This is a genomic window from Actinocorallia aurantiaca (genome assembly GCF_039533685.1).
In the GTDB taxonomy this organism is placed as follows: Bacteria; Actinomycetota; Actinomycetes; order Streptosporangiales; family Streptosporangiaceae; genus Actinocorallia; species Actinocorallia aurantiaca.
The window spans coordinates 88,327-105,643 of sequence record NZ_BAAATZ010000013.1; the positions used below are offsets into that span (position 1 = coordinate 88,327).

Annotated in this window: 14 protein-coding genes; 7 read left to right on the forward strand and 7 right to left on the reverse strand. The window is 72.6% G+C overall.

Annotated features, from left to right (window positions below):
* Positions 1–45 precede the first annotated feature (45 nt).
* The 3 genes from ABD327_RS18405 to ABD327_RS18415 all read right to left on the reverse strand — a co-directional run bounded on the left by ABD327_RS18405 (position 46) and on the right by ABD327_RS18415 (position 4,652).
* Positions 46–1,737 carry an ABC transporter ATP-binding protein gene (locus tag ABD327_RS18405; protein ID WP_344451689.1) on the reverse strand — a complete coding sequence of 564 codons (1,692 nt, stop codon included), beginning with the start codon at positions 1,735–1,737 and terminating at the stop codon, positions 46–48.
* The gene (locus ABD327_RS18410; RefSeq protein ID WP_344451691.1) at positions 1,734–3,572 is read right to left on the reverse strand and encodes an ABC transporter ATP-binding protein; all 1,839 of its coding nucleotides are present in this window, start codon (positions 3,570–3,572) and stop codon (positions 1,734–1,736) included. Before ABD327_RS18410 ends, ABD327_RS18405 begins: the two co-directional genes overlap by 4 nt.
* A gap of 84 nt (positions 3,573–3,656) precedes the next feature.
* A complete protein-coding gene (locus tag ABD327_RS18415) occupies positions 3,657–4,652 on the reverse strand; it encodes an alpha/beta hydrolase (protein ID WP_344451693.1) in 996 nt (331 codons plus the stop codon).
* Positions 4,653–5,023: 371 nt separating this feature from the next.
* On the opposite strand from ABD327_RS18415, the gene ABD327_RS18420 reads away from it, so the two are divergent.
* Both ABD327_RS18420 and ABD327_RS18425 read left to right on the forward strand, forming a co-directional pair.
* Positions 5,024–6,166 carry a sensor histidine kinase gene (locus tag ABD327_RS18420; RefSeq protein WP_344451695.1) on the forward strand — a complete coding sequence of 381 codons (1,143 nt, stop codon included), beginning with the start codon at positions 5,024–5,026 and terminating at the stop codon, positions 6,164–6,166.
* A complete protein-coding gene (locus ABD327_RS18425) occupies positions 6,163–6,822 on the forward strand; it encodes a response regulator (RefSeq protein ID WP_344451696.1) in 660 nt (219 codons plus the stop codon). The genes ABD327_RS18420 and ABD327_RS18425 overlap by 4 nt, the downstream gene beginning before the upstream one ends.
* Before the next feature lie 86 nt (positions 6,823–6,908).
* On the opposite strand, the gene ABD327_RS18430 is transcribed toward ABD327_RS18425, so the two are convergent.
* The gene (locus ABD327_RS18430; RefSeq protein ID WP_344451697.1) at positions 6,909–7,139 is read right to left on the reverse strand and encodes a hypothetical protein; all 231 of its coding nucleotides are present in this window, start codon (positions 7,137–7,139) and stop codon (positions 6,909–6,911) included.
* A 198-nt stretch (positions 7,140–7,337) separates the two neighbouring features.
* Entirely contained in the window at positions 7,338–8,255 is a 918-nt protein-coding gene (locus ABD327_RS18435) for an NmrA family NAD(P)-binding protein (protein ID WP_344451699.1), read from the reverse strand.
* Positions 8,256–8,357: 102 nt separating this feature from the next.
* On the opposite strand from ABD327_RS18435, the gene ABD327_RS18440 reads away from it, so the two are divergent.
* On the forward strand, positions 8,358–8,924 hold the full coding sequence (locus tag ABD327_RS18440; RefSeq protein WP_344451700.1) for a TetR/AcrR family transcriptional regulator: 567 nt from the start codon (positions 8,358–8,360) through the stop codon (positions 8,922–8,924).
* 129 nt (positions 8,925–9,053) lie between these two features.
* Positions 9,054–9,875 carry an NAD(P)H-binding protein gene (locus ABD327_RS18445; RefSeq protein ID WP_344451701.1) on the forward strand — a complete coding sequence of 274 codons (822 nt, stop codon included), beginning with the start codon at positions 9,054–9,056 and terminating at the stop codon, positions 9,873–9,875.
* Between the two features lie 78 nt (positions 9,876–9,953).
* On the opposite strand, the gene ABD327_RS18450 is transcribed toward ABD327_RS18445, so the two are convergent.
* Positions 9,954–11,003 (reverse strand): DUF4267 domain-containing protein, encoded by a 1,050-nt coding sequence (locus tag ABD327_RS18450; protein WP_425547154.1) that lies wholly within the window; start codon positions 11,001–11,003, stop codon positions 9,954–9,956.
* Positions 11,004–11,094: 91 nt separating this feature from the next.
* On the opposite strand from ABD327_RS18450, the gene ABD327_RS18455 reads away from it, so the two are divergent.
* Entirely contained in the window at positions 11,095–14,301 is a 3,207-nt protein-coding gene (locus tag ABD327_RS18455; protein ID WP_344451704.1) for an ATP-binding protein, read from the forward strand.
* Positions 14,302–14,449: 148 nt separating this feature from the next.
* Here the strand turns inward: ABD327_RS18455 and ABD327_RS18460 are convergent, their stop codons facing one another.
* On the reverse strand, positions 14,450–14,905 hold the full coding sequence (locus ABD327_RS18460; RefSeq protein ID WP_344451705.1) for a MarR family winged helix-turn-helix transcriptional regulator: 456 nt from the start codon (positions 14,903–14,905) through the stop codon (positions 14,450–14,452).
* 92 nt (positions 14,906–14,997) lie between these two features.
* On the opposite strand from ABD327_RS18460, the gene wrbA reads away from it, so the two are divergent.
* Together wrbA and ABD327_RS18470 are read left to right on the forward strand one after the other, a co-directional pair.
* On the forward strand, positions 14,998–15,663 hold the full coding sequence (wrbA, locus tag ABD327_RS18465) for an NAD(P)H:quinone oxidoreductase (protein ID WP_344451706.1): 666 nt from the start codon (positions 14,998–15,000) through the stop codon (positions 15,661–15,663).
* Between the two features lie 74 nt (positions 15,664–15,737).
* Positions 15,738–17,249: an MFS transporter gene (locus ABD327_RS18470; RefSeq protein ID WP_344451707.1), complete on the forward strand. Its 1,512-nt coding sequence runs from the start codon at positions 15,738–15,740 to the stop codon at positions 17,247–17,249.
* Positions 17,250–17,317: the final 68 nt, after the last annotated feature.

Here is a 17,317-nt window from a genome sequence, read left to right on the forward strand (position 1 = left end):
CCGGACCTCCAGGTCCGGGCCTTCCGCGTTCCCGGCCCGAACGGTTCATCCGTGTGTCGCCGGTGCCAGGGAGACATTCCAGAAATCGGCGTAACGGCCGCCGTGGTGCAGCAGTTCGTCGTGGCGGCCCTCCTCCACGATCCGGCCGCCGTCCAGGAAGACGATGCGGTCGGCGCGTCGGACGGTCCGCATGCGATGCGCCACCATCACCACCGTCCGGCCCGCCATCAGGCGCTCGATGCCCTCGTGGACGGCCGCCTCGTTCACCGGATCCAGTGCGGAGGTCACCTCGTCCAGCAGCACGACGGGCGCGTTCTTCAGCAGCGCCCGCGCGATCGAGACACGCTGGCGCTCACCGCCCGACAGCAGTGCGCCGCCCTCGCCGACGTTCGCCGCCCATCCGCCGGGGAGCCGTTCGATCACCTCGTCCAGCCGCGCGGCGGTCGCCGCCGCACGCACCTCGGCCTCGTCGGCGTCGGGGCGGCCGAGGCGTATGTTCTCCTCGATCGTGCCGTCGAAGAGGTAGACGTCCTGGAAGACGATGGCGATCTGCGCCATCAGCACCTCCGTGCTGATCGCGCGCACGTCCACGCCGCCCACGCGCACCGCGCCCGCGTCCACGTCGTAGAACCGCGCGAGCAACTGGAGCAGGGTGCTCTTGCCTCCGCCCGACGGTCCGACGACGGCGAGCCGCTGCCCTTCCGGCACGGACAACGACACGTCGTCGATCACCGTGCGGTCGCCGTGCCGGAAGGTGACGGACGCGAACTCCAGTCCGTGGCCTGCGGGCTGGACCGGTTCGCGGGGTTCCGGCAGCGGCTCGGTGCGCAGCACCGCGTCGAGTCCGGCCAGTTCGGAACGGGCGCCACGGAGCTTGCCGCCGATATCGGAAAGCGACAGCAGCGGATCGGCGCAGCGGGCGGCCAGCACCAGGATCGCCAGAACCTCCGCCGCGCCGATGTCCCCGCCGAGCGCGAGGCGGGCACCCAGGACCAGCAGCACGGTGAACGTCGCCTGCACCGCGAGCGCCAGGCCCACCATGCCGGGCAGTGCCGAAAGCACGGTGCGGCGGGACGCGCGCTGGACTTCACGCAGCGAGTCGTCGAGCGACCGGAAACGTTCGGCGGTCCGGCCGCCGGCACGCAGCACCGGCTGGGCCTGGAGGTATTCGACGACCCGTCCGCCGGCCTCACGGTCGCGTTCGTGGCGCTCCGCGTCGGCGGCGGCCATCGAGCGCCCCGTCCAGATCTGGATCGCCGCCACGACCGGGGCGGCGACCAGAGCGGCCAGCCCCATGCGCCAGTCGAAGGCGAGCATCACGGCGATGATGGTCAGGGGGGTCACGCAGGCGGAGACGAACGGGGCCAGCAGGTGCGCGATCACGCCCATCGCCTGCAGGACGCCGCGGCTGGCCATGACCGACACCTCTCCGACACGGCCTGCGTCGTACCAGCCGAGGGGCAGGCGGGCCAGGTGATCGCCGAGCCGGTGGTAGACGCCGCGCAGCAGCGTGGTCCCGACGCGGAAACCGGACAGATCGCTGACGTAGCGCAGCACCGCGTAGACCGCGACCGCGGCTCCGAACGCGACCAGCCACGGCCGGGCGTCCGCGGGCGTGCCCCCCAGCAGCGCGTAGGAAAGGCCCTCGACCACGGCGGTCGTCGTCATCAGGGCCACGGTGCGGCGCACCGGCCGGGCGTACTCGTGGCCCAGCACACGCAGCAGCATGCGAATCATCGGGGCTCGTCTCCTCGCGTCACGCCACCGTGGTTTTCGGTCTCGTCGGCGACCGCCGATCGATGGGATCGCCAGAACGCGGCGAACTTCCCGTTCTGTGCCAGCAGCTCCGCGGGCCTGCCGTGTTCGACGATCGACCCGTTCTCCAGCATCACGACGGTGTCGGCGTCGGCGACCGTCTCCAGGCGGTGGGCGATGACCAGGATCGTCCGGTCGCGGCCCAGCGTCGTCAGGGCCCGGCGCACCGCCTGTTCGGTGTGCGGGTCGGCGAAGGCGGTCGCCTCGTCGAGCACCAGGACGGGCGTGTCGGCCAGCAGGGCGCGGGCGAGCGAGAGCCGCTGCGCCTCGCCGCCCGACAGGCCGGCCTCTTCGCCGATCACCGTGTCGTATCCGCGCGGCAGCTCGAGGATCCGGTCGTGGACGTTCGCCAGCCGGGCGGCGCGGACCACGTCGTCGAGGCCGGCGTGCGGTACCGCCAGCGCGATGTTGTCCGCGACCGACGCGCGCAGCAGACGGACGTCCTGGAAGACGAAGGAGACCGTCCGGTAGAGCTCACGGCTGCCGAGCTCGCGCAGATCGACACCGCCCAGGACGACGGAACCATGGGTCGGGTCGAAGAACCGCGGCAGCAACCGGACCAGCGTGGACTTTCCGCTTCCCGACGGTCCCACGATCGCGGTGACCGTCCCCGGCTCGAGCACCAGGTCGATTCCGCGCAGCACCTCGTGACCGGCTTCGTAACCGAACCGGACGTCACGCAGCTCCATCCGATGCCCCCGCGGCGCGACCGGGTGCGCGGGCTCGGGCAGCGACGGCACCGCGAGCACGTCCCGGATCCGGCCGACCGCGCGCCGGGCCGCCTGCAGATCGTCGAAGCCGTGGCCCAGAGCCGCCACCGGAGCGGTCAGCCCCAGCCCGAGCAGCAGGAAGGGCAGCAGATCGGCCGCGGCCAGGGAACCGTTCGTGATCAGGACCGTGCCGCCGATCAGCACGGCGAGCAGCACGAACGGCGGTGACAGCGCCACCTGCATCCCGGCGGCGGGCACGGAGAGCCCGCGCACCATCCGGAGGAAGACGTCGGCGAAATCGTCCGTGGACGTGCGGAACCTGTGGTGGGAGCGCTCGGAGCCGCCGAACGCCTTGACCACCGAGATGCCCTGGACGAACTCGACGACCGAACTCGCGATCCGTCCCATGGCCGCGTCGAACTCCTCCTGCTCACGCAGCCGGGCCGGGGTCATCATGAAGGGGACCAGCGCCACCGCCAGCAACACCGGTGCCAGGGTGATCAGCGTGAGCCGCCAGTCGACGGTGAACAGGTAGACCAGCGACACCAGCGGCACCACGAAGGCGGCGACGAGCTCGCCGGGGGCGTGGGCGATGAACGGGTGCACGGCGCTCACGTCCTCCCCGACGAGTTTGGCCAGCTCGCCGGTCCGGCGCCGGGAGAACCAGCCGATCGGCACGCGCCCCAGCCGCGCGGCCAGCCGACGGCGGAACGCCAGCTGCACCTGGTCGTCGAGAACATGCCCGATTCCGGACGACGCACCTGTGAACAGCAGCCGGACGAACAACCCGACCGCGCCCGCGGTCACGACCATCCAGACATGATCGTGATCGATCGGGCCGGACGACAGCAGGGCACGGCCCAGTTCGACGACCGCCAGCAGTGGCGCCAGACCCGCGACGGCGCCGATCACCTGCAGGGTCACAACGGCGGCGAAACTCCACCCGTAGGGGCGCAGCATCCCTGCCGTGCTCGGTCCCGCCTCGGGAACGGCATCCGGTGGCGGTGCGGGCCGCTCCCTCTCTTCGGCAAGGTCGGTGGTGGTCATCGCTCTCCCGTCTTCATCAATTTCGTCTTGACCGGGCCCATGGCCGAGCCGATGATCTGAACACGACCCGGCAGGCCGAAACCGTCACCCGGTGAGGGCCCCTCGGAGGAACTCGGCGATCTCCGCCCGCGCGGCCTTCGCCTGCGGCACCACGCCCGGCATGCTGAGGAACGAGTGCGTCGCTCCGGGATATTCGGTGAGCCGCGCAGGCGTTCCGGCCGCCCGCAGCCGTTCGGCGTAACAGCGGCCGTGATCGGCGAGCGGGTCAATGGTCGGCACCACCACGAGCGCAGGGGCCAGCCCGCTCAGGTCATCGGCGTACAGCGGCGACACCGCACGAGGGTCCGTTCCCGGCGGAACGGCGAGCCGCTGGAGCAGCCGCATCTGCGGCATGGTGAGGGTCGGGCTGTCGGCGTGCCGGATCATCGAGGCGTGCTCGAACCCCGCCGAGGTCAGGTCGACAGGGGGGTTGACCAGCACCTGTGCCCGCAGGAGCAGGCCGGTGCCCCTGGCCCGGATCGCGGCCAGGGCGGTGACCATCGCGCCGGTGCTCTCACCGAAGACGGCGGTTCGCGTCGGGTCGGCTCCCCACTGCGCGGCGTGCCGCACCACATGCTGGAGAACGTCCCAGCCGTCGTCGGCGGCCGCGGACAGTGGAGTCTCCGGGTCGAGGAGGCGGTGCTCGACCGAGACGACGACCGCGGGCAGCCGTGCGGCGAGGTGGCTGTTCACCCAGTCGCTCTGCACCGCCGTGCCCACGAATCCGCCTCCGTGCACGTGAAGCACGAGCGGCAGGCCGGCCCGGTCGGCGCCCCCGACGCCGCGCCCGGCCGAGGGCCGGTACACCCGGACCCGGAGGCTGCGGTCGGGCAGTGCCACTTCCCGCCACCGGGTCGTGGCGCCGCGATCAGGAAACCCGGTGATCAGCCGCGCCGGACGGGATGCCCGCTTGCGGTTCGCCGCGTCGCGGAAGGCGACCAGTTCCCCGGCCGTCATCGCCGACCAGTCCGGCTTCCTTTCCAGGACACGCACCAACCGGATGCCCAACGGTGGCCGCTCCGTGGCGGTGCTCTCGCTCATGTCCTCTCCTCGGTCCGCTTTTCCAGCCGGATGCCGCGCGGCGGAGTGACGGCCATGATGTTGCCGAGAGTGTTCGACTCGATGCGGTGCCATCGCCCGCGCGGGACGATGGCGGCGGTTCCGCTCGTGGCGGATCTCGATACAGGGGGACGGTGGTTCTCCGGGCTCGTGGAGGGGAACCCGCGCTGGGCTCGGATCGTGTACATGCCGGACATCGTGGCTTTCGGCCCGGTCGGTGGTCGTCGTACCGGGAGAGGCTCTTCCGCCTGTCACCCGGGAAGCAGGAACGGCCGTCCTACACCGTGGGGAGTAGTGATTTCTTACGCCGGGCGGCGGAGGACTCCAGGCGGAAAACCTCCTAACCTACGCGAATGAGCTTCATGGACCGGTGGAGGCCGCTCGCCCAGGACGGCCTGCTCGCCGCGGGGATGGCCCTCCTGGTGTCGGTCGTCGTGTTCACCACGCCGCGCGCGGGCGCGGTGGAACTCGTGGCCGCCCTCGCCGGCTCGCTCGCGCTCGTCGCCTGGCGGCGGGCGCCCCTGGTGTCGCTGCTCGTCAGCACGGTCTGCATGATCGTGGTCGCGGGACACGTCCAGTCGGGCCCGACGGCCGCCTTCCCCATGATGGTCGCGGTGTTCGCCGCGATCAGGGCCGGCCGTCTGCTCGTCGCGGTGCTGGCGAGCGCGCTCTTCCTCGGCGTCGACCTGGTGGCGAACCTGCCCGGCGCCGACGGCTCCCTGCAGAACCTCCCGAGCACCGTGCTGCTGCTCGGCTGGTTCGTGGCGGCGGGCGTGGCGGCGACGGTGACCCGGCACCGGCAGGCGTACCTGGAGGAGGCCGAGCAGCGGGCCGCCGAGGCCGAGCGCACCCGCGAGGAGACGGCCAGGCGCCGCGCGGGCGAGGAGCGGCTGCGCATCGCCAGGGAACTGCACGACTCCCTCACCCACAGCATCTCGGTCATCAAGGTCCAGGCCGGGGTGGCCGTCCACCTGGCACGCAGGCGAGGTGAGGAGGTGCCCCCCGCGCTGCTGGCCATCCAGGAGGCCAGCGGCGACGCCATGCGCGAACTGCGCGCCACCCTTGAGGTGCTGCGCGAGCCCGACCGCTCCGACGGCGACGCCCTGCCCAGCGGCCTCGACCGCCTCGACGGCCTGGTGGAGCGGGCCCGCTCGACCGGACTGCCGGCCACGGTGACGATCTCCGGCACGCGACGGGAGCTGCCGTCCGAGGTGGACCGGGCCGCGTACCGGATCGTCCAGGAGGCGCTCACCAACGTCTCCAGACACGCCGGCGAAGCGGCTGCGGCAGTACGCATCGACTACGCGGACGAGGGGCTGGTCGTCCAGGTCGACGACGACGGCGAGGCCGATCCGGACGCGCCGCCCGTCCCCGGCACGGGCCTGCTCGGCATGCGCGAGCGCGTCGCGGCACTCGGCGGCCGCCTGCGGGCCGAGCCCCGCCCCGAAGGCGGCTTCACCGTCCGCGCCGAGCTTCCCCTGGGAGACCCCTCATGATCCGCGTACTCCTCGTGGACGACCAGGCGCTCATCCGCGGCGGATTCCGGGCCCTGCTGGAGATCGAGGACGACATCGAGGTGGTGGCCGAGGCCGCGAACGGCGAGCGGGGCGTCGCACTCGCCGTCGAGCACCGTCCCGACGTCGTCCTCCTCGACATCCAGATGCCGGTGATGGACGGCATCGAGGCGACCCGGCTGATCGCCGCCGACGAGCGGCTGAGCGGCGTCCACGTCGTGATCCTCACCAACTACGGCCTCGACGAGTACGTCTTCAACGCCCTGCGCGCCGGAGCCTGCGGCTTCATGGTCAAGGACACCGAGCCGACCGACCTGCTGCAGGGCGTCAGGGTCGCGGCCCGAGGCGACGCTCTGCTGTCCCCCGCGATCACCCGCCGCCTGATCGGCGAGTTCGTCGCCCGCCGCCCCGAGCCCACCCCCGAGGGACTCGACGTGCTGACCAACCGCGAACGCGAGGTCGCCGCCCTGGTGGCCCGCGGCCTGTCCAACGACGAGATCGCCGCCCACATGGTGATCAGCCCCACCACCGCGAAGACGCACGTCAGCAGAGCGATGACCAAACTGCACGCCAGGGACCGCGCCCAGCTCGTGGTGTTCGCCTACGAATCCGGCCTCGTCACCCCCCGCCGCGGCTGACCGCCCGCCGCTCGACCGTCGGGAGCCCGCCACGCCGGATACCGCTCGTGGAGCCGTGCGGGGGCGTGGCGGGCGGAGAGGACGGGTCAGCCGCAGTTGCCCCACGACTTGGTACGGCCGCCGGTGGCCTTGTTGACGCCGTTCTTGCTCCAGAGGATGGCCTGGTACTTGACGCAGTGCTTACCCGCCTTGAGGGTGGCGGGGCCGCCCCAGGCCGCACTCGCGGAGGAGGGAACGCTCAAGGCGGCGGCAGTGGCGGCGAGGGCGACCGCTGACGCGGCGACGAGACGCTGCACGACGGGGAGCTTGGATCGCATCGGACATCCTTTTCCGGCGATGCGGGCACGACACTTGCCTGGTGCGTGATCATGGCAAGAATCGACCCGACGTGCGAAGCCGGACGTATAGATGGCTCGTCGGCGGTATCGGGATCAACGCCGCTCACGAACGGGGGCACAAGAAGGATCCGGTGGAGCGCCGGCTGCCGAAGATCGTGAGGAACGGCCCGGATCGCGTCAAGCCGTGGCTCGCAGGTGCTTCCGTGTCCATTCCTCGAAACCGGTGATCGGGATGCCGAGTGCCCGCGCGTATTCCGGGCGAGCGGGCTGGCCCGCCACGTTCAGCCATTCGTGCCCGGCGCCCATGGCCGGCATTCCGGCGGCGGTGGCCTCCTCCAGGGTCATGTCGGGTGCGGTCAGCTCGGTTCCCAGGCTGCGGGAGAGGATCTCGGCGATGTCGTTCATCGTCAGGTAGTCGCCGGCCAGTTCCAGTTCGACACCGTCGAACAGTTCGGGTGCGGCGATGGCGGAGGCGGCCGCCCTGGCGATGTCGTCGACCGCGACGAGGGACACCCGCGTCTCGGGCTTCAGGACGCTCGCCAGGCCGCCCTCGACGCCGCGGGGGATCAGGAACGCCTCGGAGGGCAGGAGGTTCTCCATGAAGAAGCCCGGCTTGATGAGCGTCCAGTGCCGGAAGCCCGCTTCACGGACCCGGTCCTGGATCCCGGCCTTGGTGGCGAAGTAGGGCTCCATCGAGACCCAGCGGCCTTCGGCCCAGCCCGGGGCCTCGGTGTGCCGCCCGGCGCCGGAGACGGACGAGTGCACGAACTGCGGCACGCCTGCGGCCAGCGCGCCCTCGATCAGGTTGACGGCCTGGGTCAGTTCGCCTTCGAAGAGGCGTCCGTTCATGTCGGGCATCTGCACCGAGAAGACGGCGCGGGCCCCTTCGGCGGCCCGGGTCACCGAGTCGCGGTCGTAGAGGTCGCCGGTGACCAGTTCGGCGCCGAGTGCTTCGACGGCCCTGGCCCGGTCGGCGCCGGGGTCGCGGACCAGCGCCCGCACGGGAACACCCGCCGCTCGCAGGGCGCGGGCGGTGGCGCCGCCCTGCCGGCCTGTGGCGCCGACGACCAGGACGGGTGCGGCTTCTGTGGACATGGCGCTCCTCATGTAGGCGTGGAGACGAAACGGCGGGCCCCGCCATTTCCCTTTCGGTACGATACGGAGGACCCCGCCACTTGGCAACCCGGAGGAGACGCCATGTCCACCCAGCGCGCGGACGCCCGGCGCAACTACGCGCGCATCCTCGCCGTGGCGGAGGAGGAGGTCGCCGCACACGGCGCCAACGCCTCCCTGGAGCAGATCGCCCGCACGGCCGGAGTCGGCTCGGCCACCGTGCGCCGGCACTTCCCCACTCGGCGCGCGCTGCTGGAGGCGGTCTTCCACGAGCGGATCGAGGTCCTGTGCGCCCGCGGGCGCGACCTGGCCGACGCGGCCGACACGCGGGCCGCGCTGCTGGAGTGGCTGAGCGCCCTCACGGCGTACGCCGCGTCCACCCGGGGACTGGCCGCCGCGCTGATCCCCGAGGGGGCGGCCGGCTTCGATCCGCAGGACGTGAACACCTGCGCGGCGCAACTCTCCGAAGCGGGCCGCCCGCTGCTGCTCCGTGCCGCGAAGGACGGGGCGGTGGCACCGGGCATGACCATCGAAGACCTGATCACGCTGGTCACCGGCATCGTCCTGGCCACGGAGCACCACCCGGATCCCGGCACCGAGGCGGAGCGGCTCCTCGGCCTGGCCGTCGCGGGAGTCAGCCCGCAAAGGTGAGGGGAGGAACCGGCCGCGGCCCGCGGGCGCTTCTCGAAAAATTCGGTGGCACGATCCGGCGGCCGGGTGTTGTCTGACACCCGCTGGATCAACAGGTGAGCCGGCTCGCCCATGGCAAGGGACAACCACATGATCGTCATCTCCGCGGCCGCCGGCGCGTTCGGCCGGCTGGTCATCGAGCGGCTCCTGACCCGGATGCCCGCCGGGGAGGTCGTCGCCGCCGTACGCGACCCCGTCCGGGGCGCCGATTTGGCCGCGCTCGGCGTTGACGTACGGCACGGGGACTACGACGATCCGGCGAGCCTGCGGTCGGCGTTCCGCGGTGCCGAGCGGCTATTGCTGATCTCCTCGCCCGAACTGGCTCCGGACCGCCGGATCCGGCAGCATCTCGCCGCGATCGACGCGGCCGGCGTCGGCGGCGTCCAAGCCATCGCCTACACCAGTTTTCTCGGTGCCGACCGGAGCGGCGAGGGCATGAACGCCGCCCACCACGCCACCGAGCGGGCGATCATCGACAGCGGACTCGGATACACGATGCTGCGGCACCCGTTCTACAGCGAGGCGTTCATCGGCACCGGGCTCCGCGACGCGGTCGAGTCCGGCGACCTCGTCAGCGGCACGGGTGGGCGCGGCCTCAACACCGCGCTCCGGGCGGACCTGGCCGAGGCCGCCGCTAACGTCCTGACCGAGGACGCGCACCTGGGGCGCGGCTACGACCTGACGGGGCCGCTGTGGACATATCCGCAGCTCGCCGAGGCACTCGGCGAGGCCACCGGGAAGAAGATCGAATATCGCGAGGACGCCGACGGGCCTTCGGGACCGATGGGCTTCCTGATGGGGCTGGCCCGGTCCGGGGCGCTGGAGCGGCAGACCGACGACCTGCGCCGCGTCCTCGGCCGCGCGCCGACGAGCCTGCGGCAGGCCGTGGCGAGCGCGCTCGGCCAAGGCTGAGCGGCCGGCGTCGGTCATGTGAAGAGATCCAGGGTTCTGGTCCGCCCCGGACCGCTTCACGCGGCCTCGGCCGCGCGGTCAGCGGCGGGTGGCGCGCAGGAGCAGCAGGCCGGAGGCGAGCACCGCCGCGGACGTCGCGCCGTGGATGCCGAACGCCGCCGCCGTCGAGCCGTGGTGGGCGAGGATCGTCAGCATGTCCCCGGCGGGGATCGTCGCGAACGCGAGCATCACCCAGCCGAGCGCCTCGCGCTTGCCTGCGGCCAGCAGCGCGAAGACGGTGAGGCCGGTGCCGAGGTCGCGGACGCCCTTGATGTTCAGCCACGCGGCTTCGTCGCCGGTCGGCCAGGCTGGAAGGCCGAAGCCCGACGCGGTGCCCACCGGGTCGAGAAGGTAGCTGAGCCCGACGTAGGTGATGCCGGCGCCGGTGAGGGCGGCGATGACGGTGCCGGTGCGGGACGTGCGGACGTCCTCGCGGAGCCGCCTCATCCGGGCCGCGTGGTGGCGTTCCCCGTAGAGCCGCCAGATCGCGCGGGCCGGGGCGGGCAGCCCGGCGAGGAACTCCGCGCGCTCCTGCGGGGTCGCGTCTTCGAGGACGACACCGAGCAGCGTCAGGATCTTCGTCTTGGGGGTGTGCTGGACGAAGTGCTCGCCCTGGGCGTTCCATTCGGCCTCGGTGAGGTGGCGTTCGGCGAGCGGCAGCAGGTGCGCCTCCTCGTCGTCCAGGTGCTCGACCAGGACGGCGCGGTGCTCGGCGAGCGCGGAGACCAGGGCGTCGCGGAGGGCGGCGTCCGCCGACCGCGTCCACGGCCCGATGAGGCCGCGGAGCCGTTCGATGGTCGCGGCGACCTTCTCGTGCTGGGCTTCCATCCGCAGGACGACGTCGGCGTCCAGGTCCACCCGCGACAGCAGCAGCGGCCAGATCAGCTCGTCCTCGCCGTGGTGGTGGTTGTGCAGGCCGATCAGGTAGTCCGACAGGTGCGCGGCGAGCGCGCGGGCGCGGCGGCGGTCACCGGGCCGGGTCGCGCCGACCAACTCGGCCAGCAGGCGCGACTCGCGGCGCATGCCGCGGTGGATGACGACCATGGAGTGGGTGAACGGGTGGGCGGCGCGGATCGTGTCGGTGCTCATGTCGTTCATGTCCTTAAGGCTGCTCCGGGCGTCATGGAGCCGACTTGGAAAGCGACTTGGAGATCGGCGAGGACATTACGATGAAGCCGCGATGGTACGAATTCGGGTGTTCGGGGCGTTCGAGGTCGAGGTGTCGGGCGCGCGGGTGGCGCTGGGCGGGCCGAGGCAGCGGGCCGTGCTGGCACTGCTGGTCGCCGCGCACGGCCGGGTCGTCTCGGTGGACCGCATGATCGAGGACCTGTGGCACGGCGAGCCCCCCGCCCGGGCCGTCACCTCTTTGCAGGCATACATCTCCAACCTGCGCAGGCTGCTGGAACCCGAGCGCCCACCGCGCGCCCCGGCACGGGTACTCGTTTCCGCCGCGCCCGGCTACGCGCTGCGCCTCCCCGACGACGCCGTGGACGTCTGGCGCTTCGACGCGCTCGTCCGGGATCCCGAACGGCCGGCGGAGGCCTTGGCGCTGTGGCGCGGTCCGGCGTTCGAGGAGTTCGCCGACGAGCCGTGGACGCAGGCCGAGATCAGCCGCCTGAACGAACTGCGCCTGACCGCCCGCGAGCAGCACGTCGCGGCCCTGCTGCGCGCGGGTGACGCCGCCGGGGCCGTGCCCGAGGCCGAACTCCTCACCGGCGACGAGCCGCTCCGCGAGGAGGGCTGGCGCATGCTGGCGCTGGCGTTGTGGAACTCGGGCCGCCAGGCCGACGCCCTCACCGCTCTCCGCGAGGCCCGCGCCATGCTCGCCGACGAACTCGGCCTCGATCCGGGTCCCGCGCTGACCGACCTGGAGACGGCGATCCTCCAACAGTGCACCGGCGTCTTCGGACACCCCTCGCCCGTCTCCCTGCCGGCCCCCGCACCCGTCCCCGACCGCGAGCTCTTCCTGGGCCGCGACGACGAACTGGCCGCGCTGACCGGACTGGCGGGCGAAGGCGGCGGCCTGCGCGTGGCACTCGTCACCGGCGAGGCCGGACTGGGCAAGACCGCACTGCTGACGCGACTGGCCGACGTCCTGGAACGGAACGGCCGGCTCGTCATGACCGGCCGCTGCCCGGAGAGCGAGAGCGCGCCCCCGGCATGGGCTTGGACGGAGGCCCTCACCGTCCTCGCCCGGCACGTCCCGGCCCCCGAGGCGGTCGCGCCGCTGCTACGGGACACGTCCACCACAGGATCCCGCGACACCACGGCCGGCCGGTTCCGTCTCCACCGGGCCGTCTGGAACTGGCTGAACGACGCGGCCCGGCAGCGCCCCCTGGCCGTCATGCTCGACGATCTGCACTGGGCCGACGCCGAGACCCTCACGCTGCTGGCCGCCCTCTCCGGCGACGCGCCCCTGCTCGTGGTCGCCGCGTTCCGGGCCGACGAGATCGGCGCGCGACTCACCGACACGCTGGCCGTCCTGGCCCGCCGCTCCCCGCTGCGCCTGCCCCTGCGCGGCCTGCCCGAGCCGGCGGTCGCCCGGCTCATCGCCGCCGAATGCGACACCGGCGTGGACGCCGCCACGGTCGCCGCGCTCGCGGAACGCACCGGCGGCAACCCCTTCTACGTCCGGGAGAGCGCGAGGCTGCTCAGCAGCGAGGGCGCGCTCGTGGCGACTTCGGAGGTCCCCGAGGGCGTGCGCGACGTGCTGCGCCGCCGTCTCGCACGCCTGCCCGAGCCCGCCGTCACCGTTCTGCGCCTGGCCGCGCTCGCGGGCCGCGAGGCCGACGTGGACGCGCTCGTCATGGCGGCCGACACCGACGAGGACGGGGTGCTGGACGCGCTCGACGCCGGGCTCGTCGCCGGACTGCTCACCGAGCGGGCGCCGGGCCGGATCCGGTTCACGCACGCGCTCGTCCGGGACACGATGACCGCCGACCTCAGCGCACTGCGCCGCGCCCGCATGCACGCCCGGCTGGGCGCGGCTCTGGAACGCCTCGCCCCCGACGACGCGCCGACGCTGGCGTACCACTTCCACCGCGCCGCCTCCGCCACGACCGCCGCCAAAGCGATCGAGTACGCCGTCCGAGCCGCAGACCTGGCCGAGAACCGCTACGCGCACGAAACGGCGGTCGAACTGCTCACCCAGGCCCTGGAGTCCTTCGAACGCCTCCCGGACCGGGACGACACCACCCGCATCGACCTGCTGGGCCGGCTGCTCCGCGCCCAGGCGCGCGCGGGCGCGGTCCAGGACGCCCGCGCCACCCGTCGACGCACCGTCGACCTGGCGGAGAAGGCCGGGCGCGACGACCTGCTGCTGGCCGCCTTCACCGCGTGGACCGAACCCGCCCCCTGGCTGCTTCGCCCCTACGGAGTCGTCGACGACCATCTCGTAGGACTGCTCTCCCGCCTCTTGGAACGCGACGGCCTCGCTCCGGACGTCCGGTGCCGCCTCCTCGACGCCTACGCCGCCGAACTGTCAGGCACCGGCGACGCGAGCGCACGAGCCGCCGCCGAAGAGGCCGTTGGCATCGCGCGGAGCCTGGGCGACCTGAAGCTGCGCGTACTGACGCTCTTCACGCTCGGCCGTGAACACGACTACCGTGAGACCGGCCCTCAGACGGAACACGCCCACGAGCTGCGCGCCCTGGGCACCGAACACGACATTCCCGCCGCTTCGTGGTCAGGCACGTTCAACCTCGCCGGAGCCGCCGTGCGGGGGCAACGCCCCGGCGAGGCGCACGCCCTGATCTCCGAGGCGGCGGAACTGGCCCGCCGTTACCGGATGCCCGAAGCGACCGCCGTCTGCGAGAACGCCCGAGCCGCCCTCGCCCACGCCGGGGGACGTCTGGACGACGCGGAACGCCACTACGCCGTGGCGACCGGGGCGATGGCCGAGCAGGGTTCCCTGCACACCGTCGGATTCAGCCTGCTCACGCGCGCGACTCTGGCGGTGTCACGCGGCACGCCGGCCGGCTTCACCGCCGAGATCGCTACCGCCCCACCCGAGCTGTTCCCCTTGTTCGCCGAAGTCTTCGCCGCCGCGAACGCCGCCGCGGGCCGGCTCGACGAGGCACGCCGCCTCCACGAGTCCGCCGCACCGATCCAGCCGGACTTCTTCTTCACGATGTTCTGCACCTTCCGTGCCATGACCGTGATCGCCTTGGGCGACGAACGGGAGGCCGCAGAACTGTACGAGACCCTGCTGCCCCACCGCGACGGCCCGCCCGCCGGTCTGGAGAGCCTGGCGGTCGCCATGCAGCCGCCCGCCCGCACCCTGGGCGAGCTCGCCCGCCTCCTCGGAAGGGATCCTGCCCCGCACTTCCAGCGCGCCACCGAGATCACCGCCCTGTGGAGCGCTTCCCACGGAACACCCGACGCCTGACAGCGCCCGGGCCTTGCGCTCCGCCGCCGCATGCCCGGTTGATCGGCACCTGGTGTCGCAGGTGCCGAAGCACGGCTTGAGCGGAAGGCTCCGCACCCGAGCCGGACGGTCGCCCGTGCCTGCTTCGCGGCCCGGTGGCTTCGGAGGTTCAGGGCCGTGCGGGGGGACGGGGGCGCTTGGTGTCGACGTTGCCCGTCAGGGTGTTGAGGAGGCCGGGGAGTTCGGCCGCGGTCCGGGCGGGCAGGCCGGCCACGGTCTCCTCCGCCAGGGCGCACCATAGCTGTTTGACCTGTTCGGCGAGCGTCTTGCCGCTCTCGGTGAGTTCGACGATGCTGGCGCGCCTGTCGTCGGGGGCGGGTGTGCGGCGGATGTGGCCGGCGGCTTCGAGCTTGCGGGCCATGAGCGTGACGCTGGGCGGCTCCACGCCGAGCGCCTCGCTGAGCTGGGCCCCGATCATCGGGCCGGTCCGGGCGAGTTCGAGCAGCAGCGCCTCCTGGCCGGGGTGCAGGCCGAGCGGGGCCAGCAGTGCGGCGATCCTGGCCCGATGGCGGAGGCTCAGCAGCCGGATGGCCTGGTTGACGGCGTCGGCCTGGTCGAAGTCCACGGACCCTCCTTGACAAGTTGGTTATGCGGATAATTATTATGCGGCTAACGTTATCCGCATAACTAACTCTATGCGACCTCGAAGGAGTCCGCATGACCGTGAAGATCGCCGTCATCTACTACAGCGCGACCGGCACCGTCCACGCGCTCGCGCAGGCCGTCGCCGAGGGCGCCGAATCGGCCGGAGCCCGGGTGCGGCTGCGGCGGGTCGCCGAGCTGGCGCCCGACAGCGCCATCGACCAGAACCCGCGGTGGCGGCAGCACGCCGACGCCACCGCGGCGATCACCCGGGCCGCGGTCGAGGACCTGGCGTGGGCCGACGCGTTGGCGTTCGGAACGCCGACCAGGTTCGGCACGCCGGCCGCGCAGCTCAAGCAGTTCATCGACCAGGCCGGCGGGCTGTGGCAGGAGGGCGGCCTGGCCGACAAGCCGGTGACCGCCTTCACCTCGGTGTTCAACCGGCACGGCGGCGCCGAGGCCACGCTCCTGTCGCTGGCCAACGTGTTCTACCACTGGGGCGCGCTGATCGTCCCGCCCGGATTCACCGACCCGACCGTGTATGCCGCCGGCGGCAACCCCTACGGCACGGTCGCCGTGACCGGCCCGCCCGAAGACGGCCTCCAGGCCGCGGCGCTGGACGCGGCCCGGTACCAGGGCCGGAGGCTGGCCCAGACCACGATCCGGCTGCTGGCGGGCGTCCGCACCACCGACGAGAACGCTCTTGCGACCGGGGACGAGAGGACCTCCCGGATCGCATGAGCGGCGATGCCACCTCGACCCCGCCCGGCACCCGTCGGAACGGCACGGATGCCGACACGAAAGGGGCTCGGGACATGAGCACCACCGGCGGGTCCGGCTCGCCGGACACCCACCGCGAATTCGCCTCCAGCCTTCAGGAGCCGCCTGTGACCTCCGAACCGTCCGCGAACACCCTGCCCCGCGGACACGCCGAAGCAAGGACCGGCCCCGCGTGGATGGTCCTGGCGCTGGCGTGCGCCTGCCAGTTCATGGTGATCCTGGACTCGTCCATCGTGAACGTCGCCCTGCCCTCGGTCGACCGCGACCTGGGCTTCACCACCGCGGGTCCGGCCTGGGTGGTGAACGGCTACCTGCTCGCCTTCGGCGGGTTCATGCTGCTGGGCGGCCGCGCCGCCGATCTGTTCGGCCATCGCCGGACGCTGACCGCAGGGCTGTCGCTGTTCTCCGTCGCGAGTCTGGTCGCCGGCCTGGCGACCACCGCCGAGGTCCTGGTGGCGGCCCGCGTCGCGCAGGGCATGGGAGCCGCCCTGCTGGCCCCGGCGACGTTGGCGGTGATCAACACCGTCTTCACCGAGGGCCGTGAGCGCGCCAGGGCGTTCGGCGCGTGGTCCGCCGCAGGCGGCGTGGGCGGCCTGGTCGGCGCGGTGGCGGGCGGCGCCCTCACCACCGGCCTGTCGTGGCGGTGGGTCTTCCTTATCAACGTGCCGATCGGCGCGATCCTGATCGCGACGGCCATGATGTCCCTTTCCGGCACGCGAACCGGTCGGCGGGAACCACTCGACCTCACCGGCGCGGTCACCGGGACGGCGGGGCTGGCCGCGCTGATCTACGGGGTCATGCGGAGCACCGATCACGGCTGGACGTCCCCGCCGGTCGTCGGGCCGCTCATGGCGGGCCTGCTCCTGCTCGCCGTCTTCACCGTGGTGGAGGCGCGCTTCGCCACCCGGCCGATGACGCCCCTGCGGCTGTTCCGAATCAGGGGGGTCGCCGTCGGCAGCGGCATGCTGCTGCTGTTCGGCGGGATCGCCATCGCGATGTGGTACTTCACCTCGCTGTTCCTGCAGAACGTGCTGGGCTATGACGCGCTCGAAACCGGGCTCGGGCAGACACCCGCGGCGGTGACGTTCATGGCGATCGCGCGGTGGGCCGCCGCCCTGCTGCCGCGAACCGGTGTGCGGCTCCTGTTGCAGGTCGGCGGCGGCTGCTTCCTGGCCGGTTTCGGCTGGCTCTCCCAGGCCCACGCGGGCAGCGGCTACCTCACCGGCGTGCTCGGACCCACGCTGCTCATCGCGGTCGGCATCGGTCTGACCTTCCCCACCCTCATGGCCGCGACGACCGCCGACGTGCCCGAGAACGACGCGGGAACCATCGGCGGAATGGCGCAGACCGCCAATCAGGTGGGCGGATCGATCGGCCTGGCGGTGCTCGCGACGATCGCCGGCACCGCAACCCGGACGGAGACCGGCGGGACCTCCCCGGCCGACGCCCTCGCCGTCGGCTACGACCGGGTCTTTCTCGTCGCGGCCGGGCTCGGCCTGGCCATCGCGCTGGCCGCCCTGCTGCTGCCGCGGCACCGGCGCGGCTGACCGCGACCGGGCGGCCGTGTCGGAAGGACGAACTCGGACTCGGCGGTCCACCCCTGGACCTGGCGCCA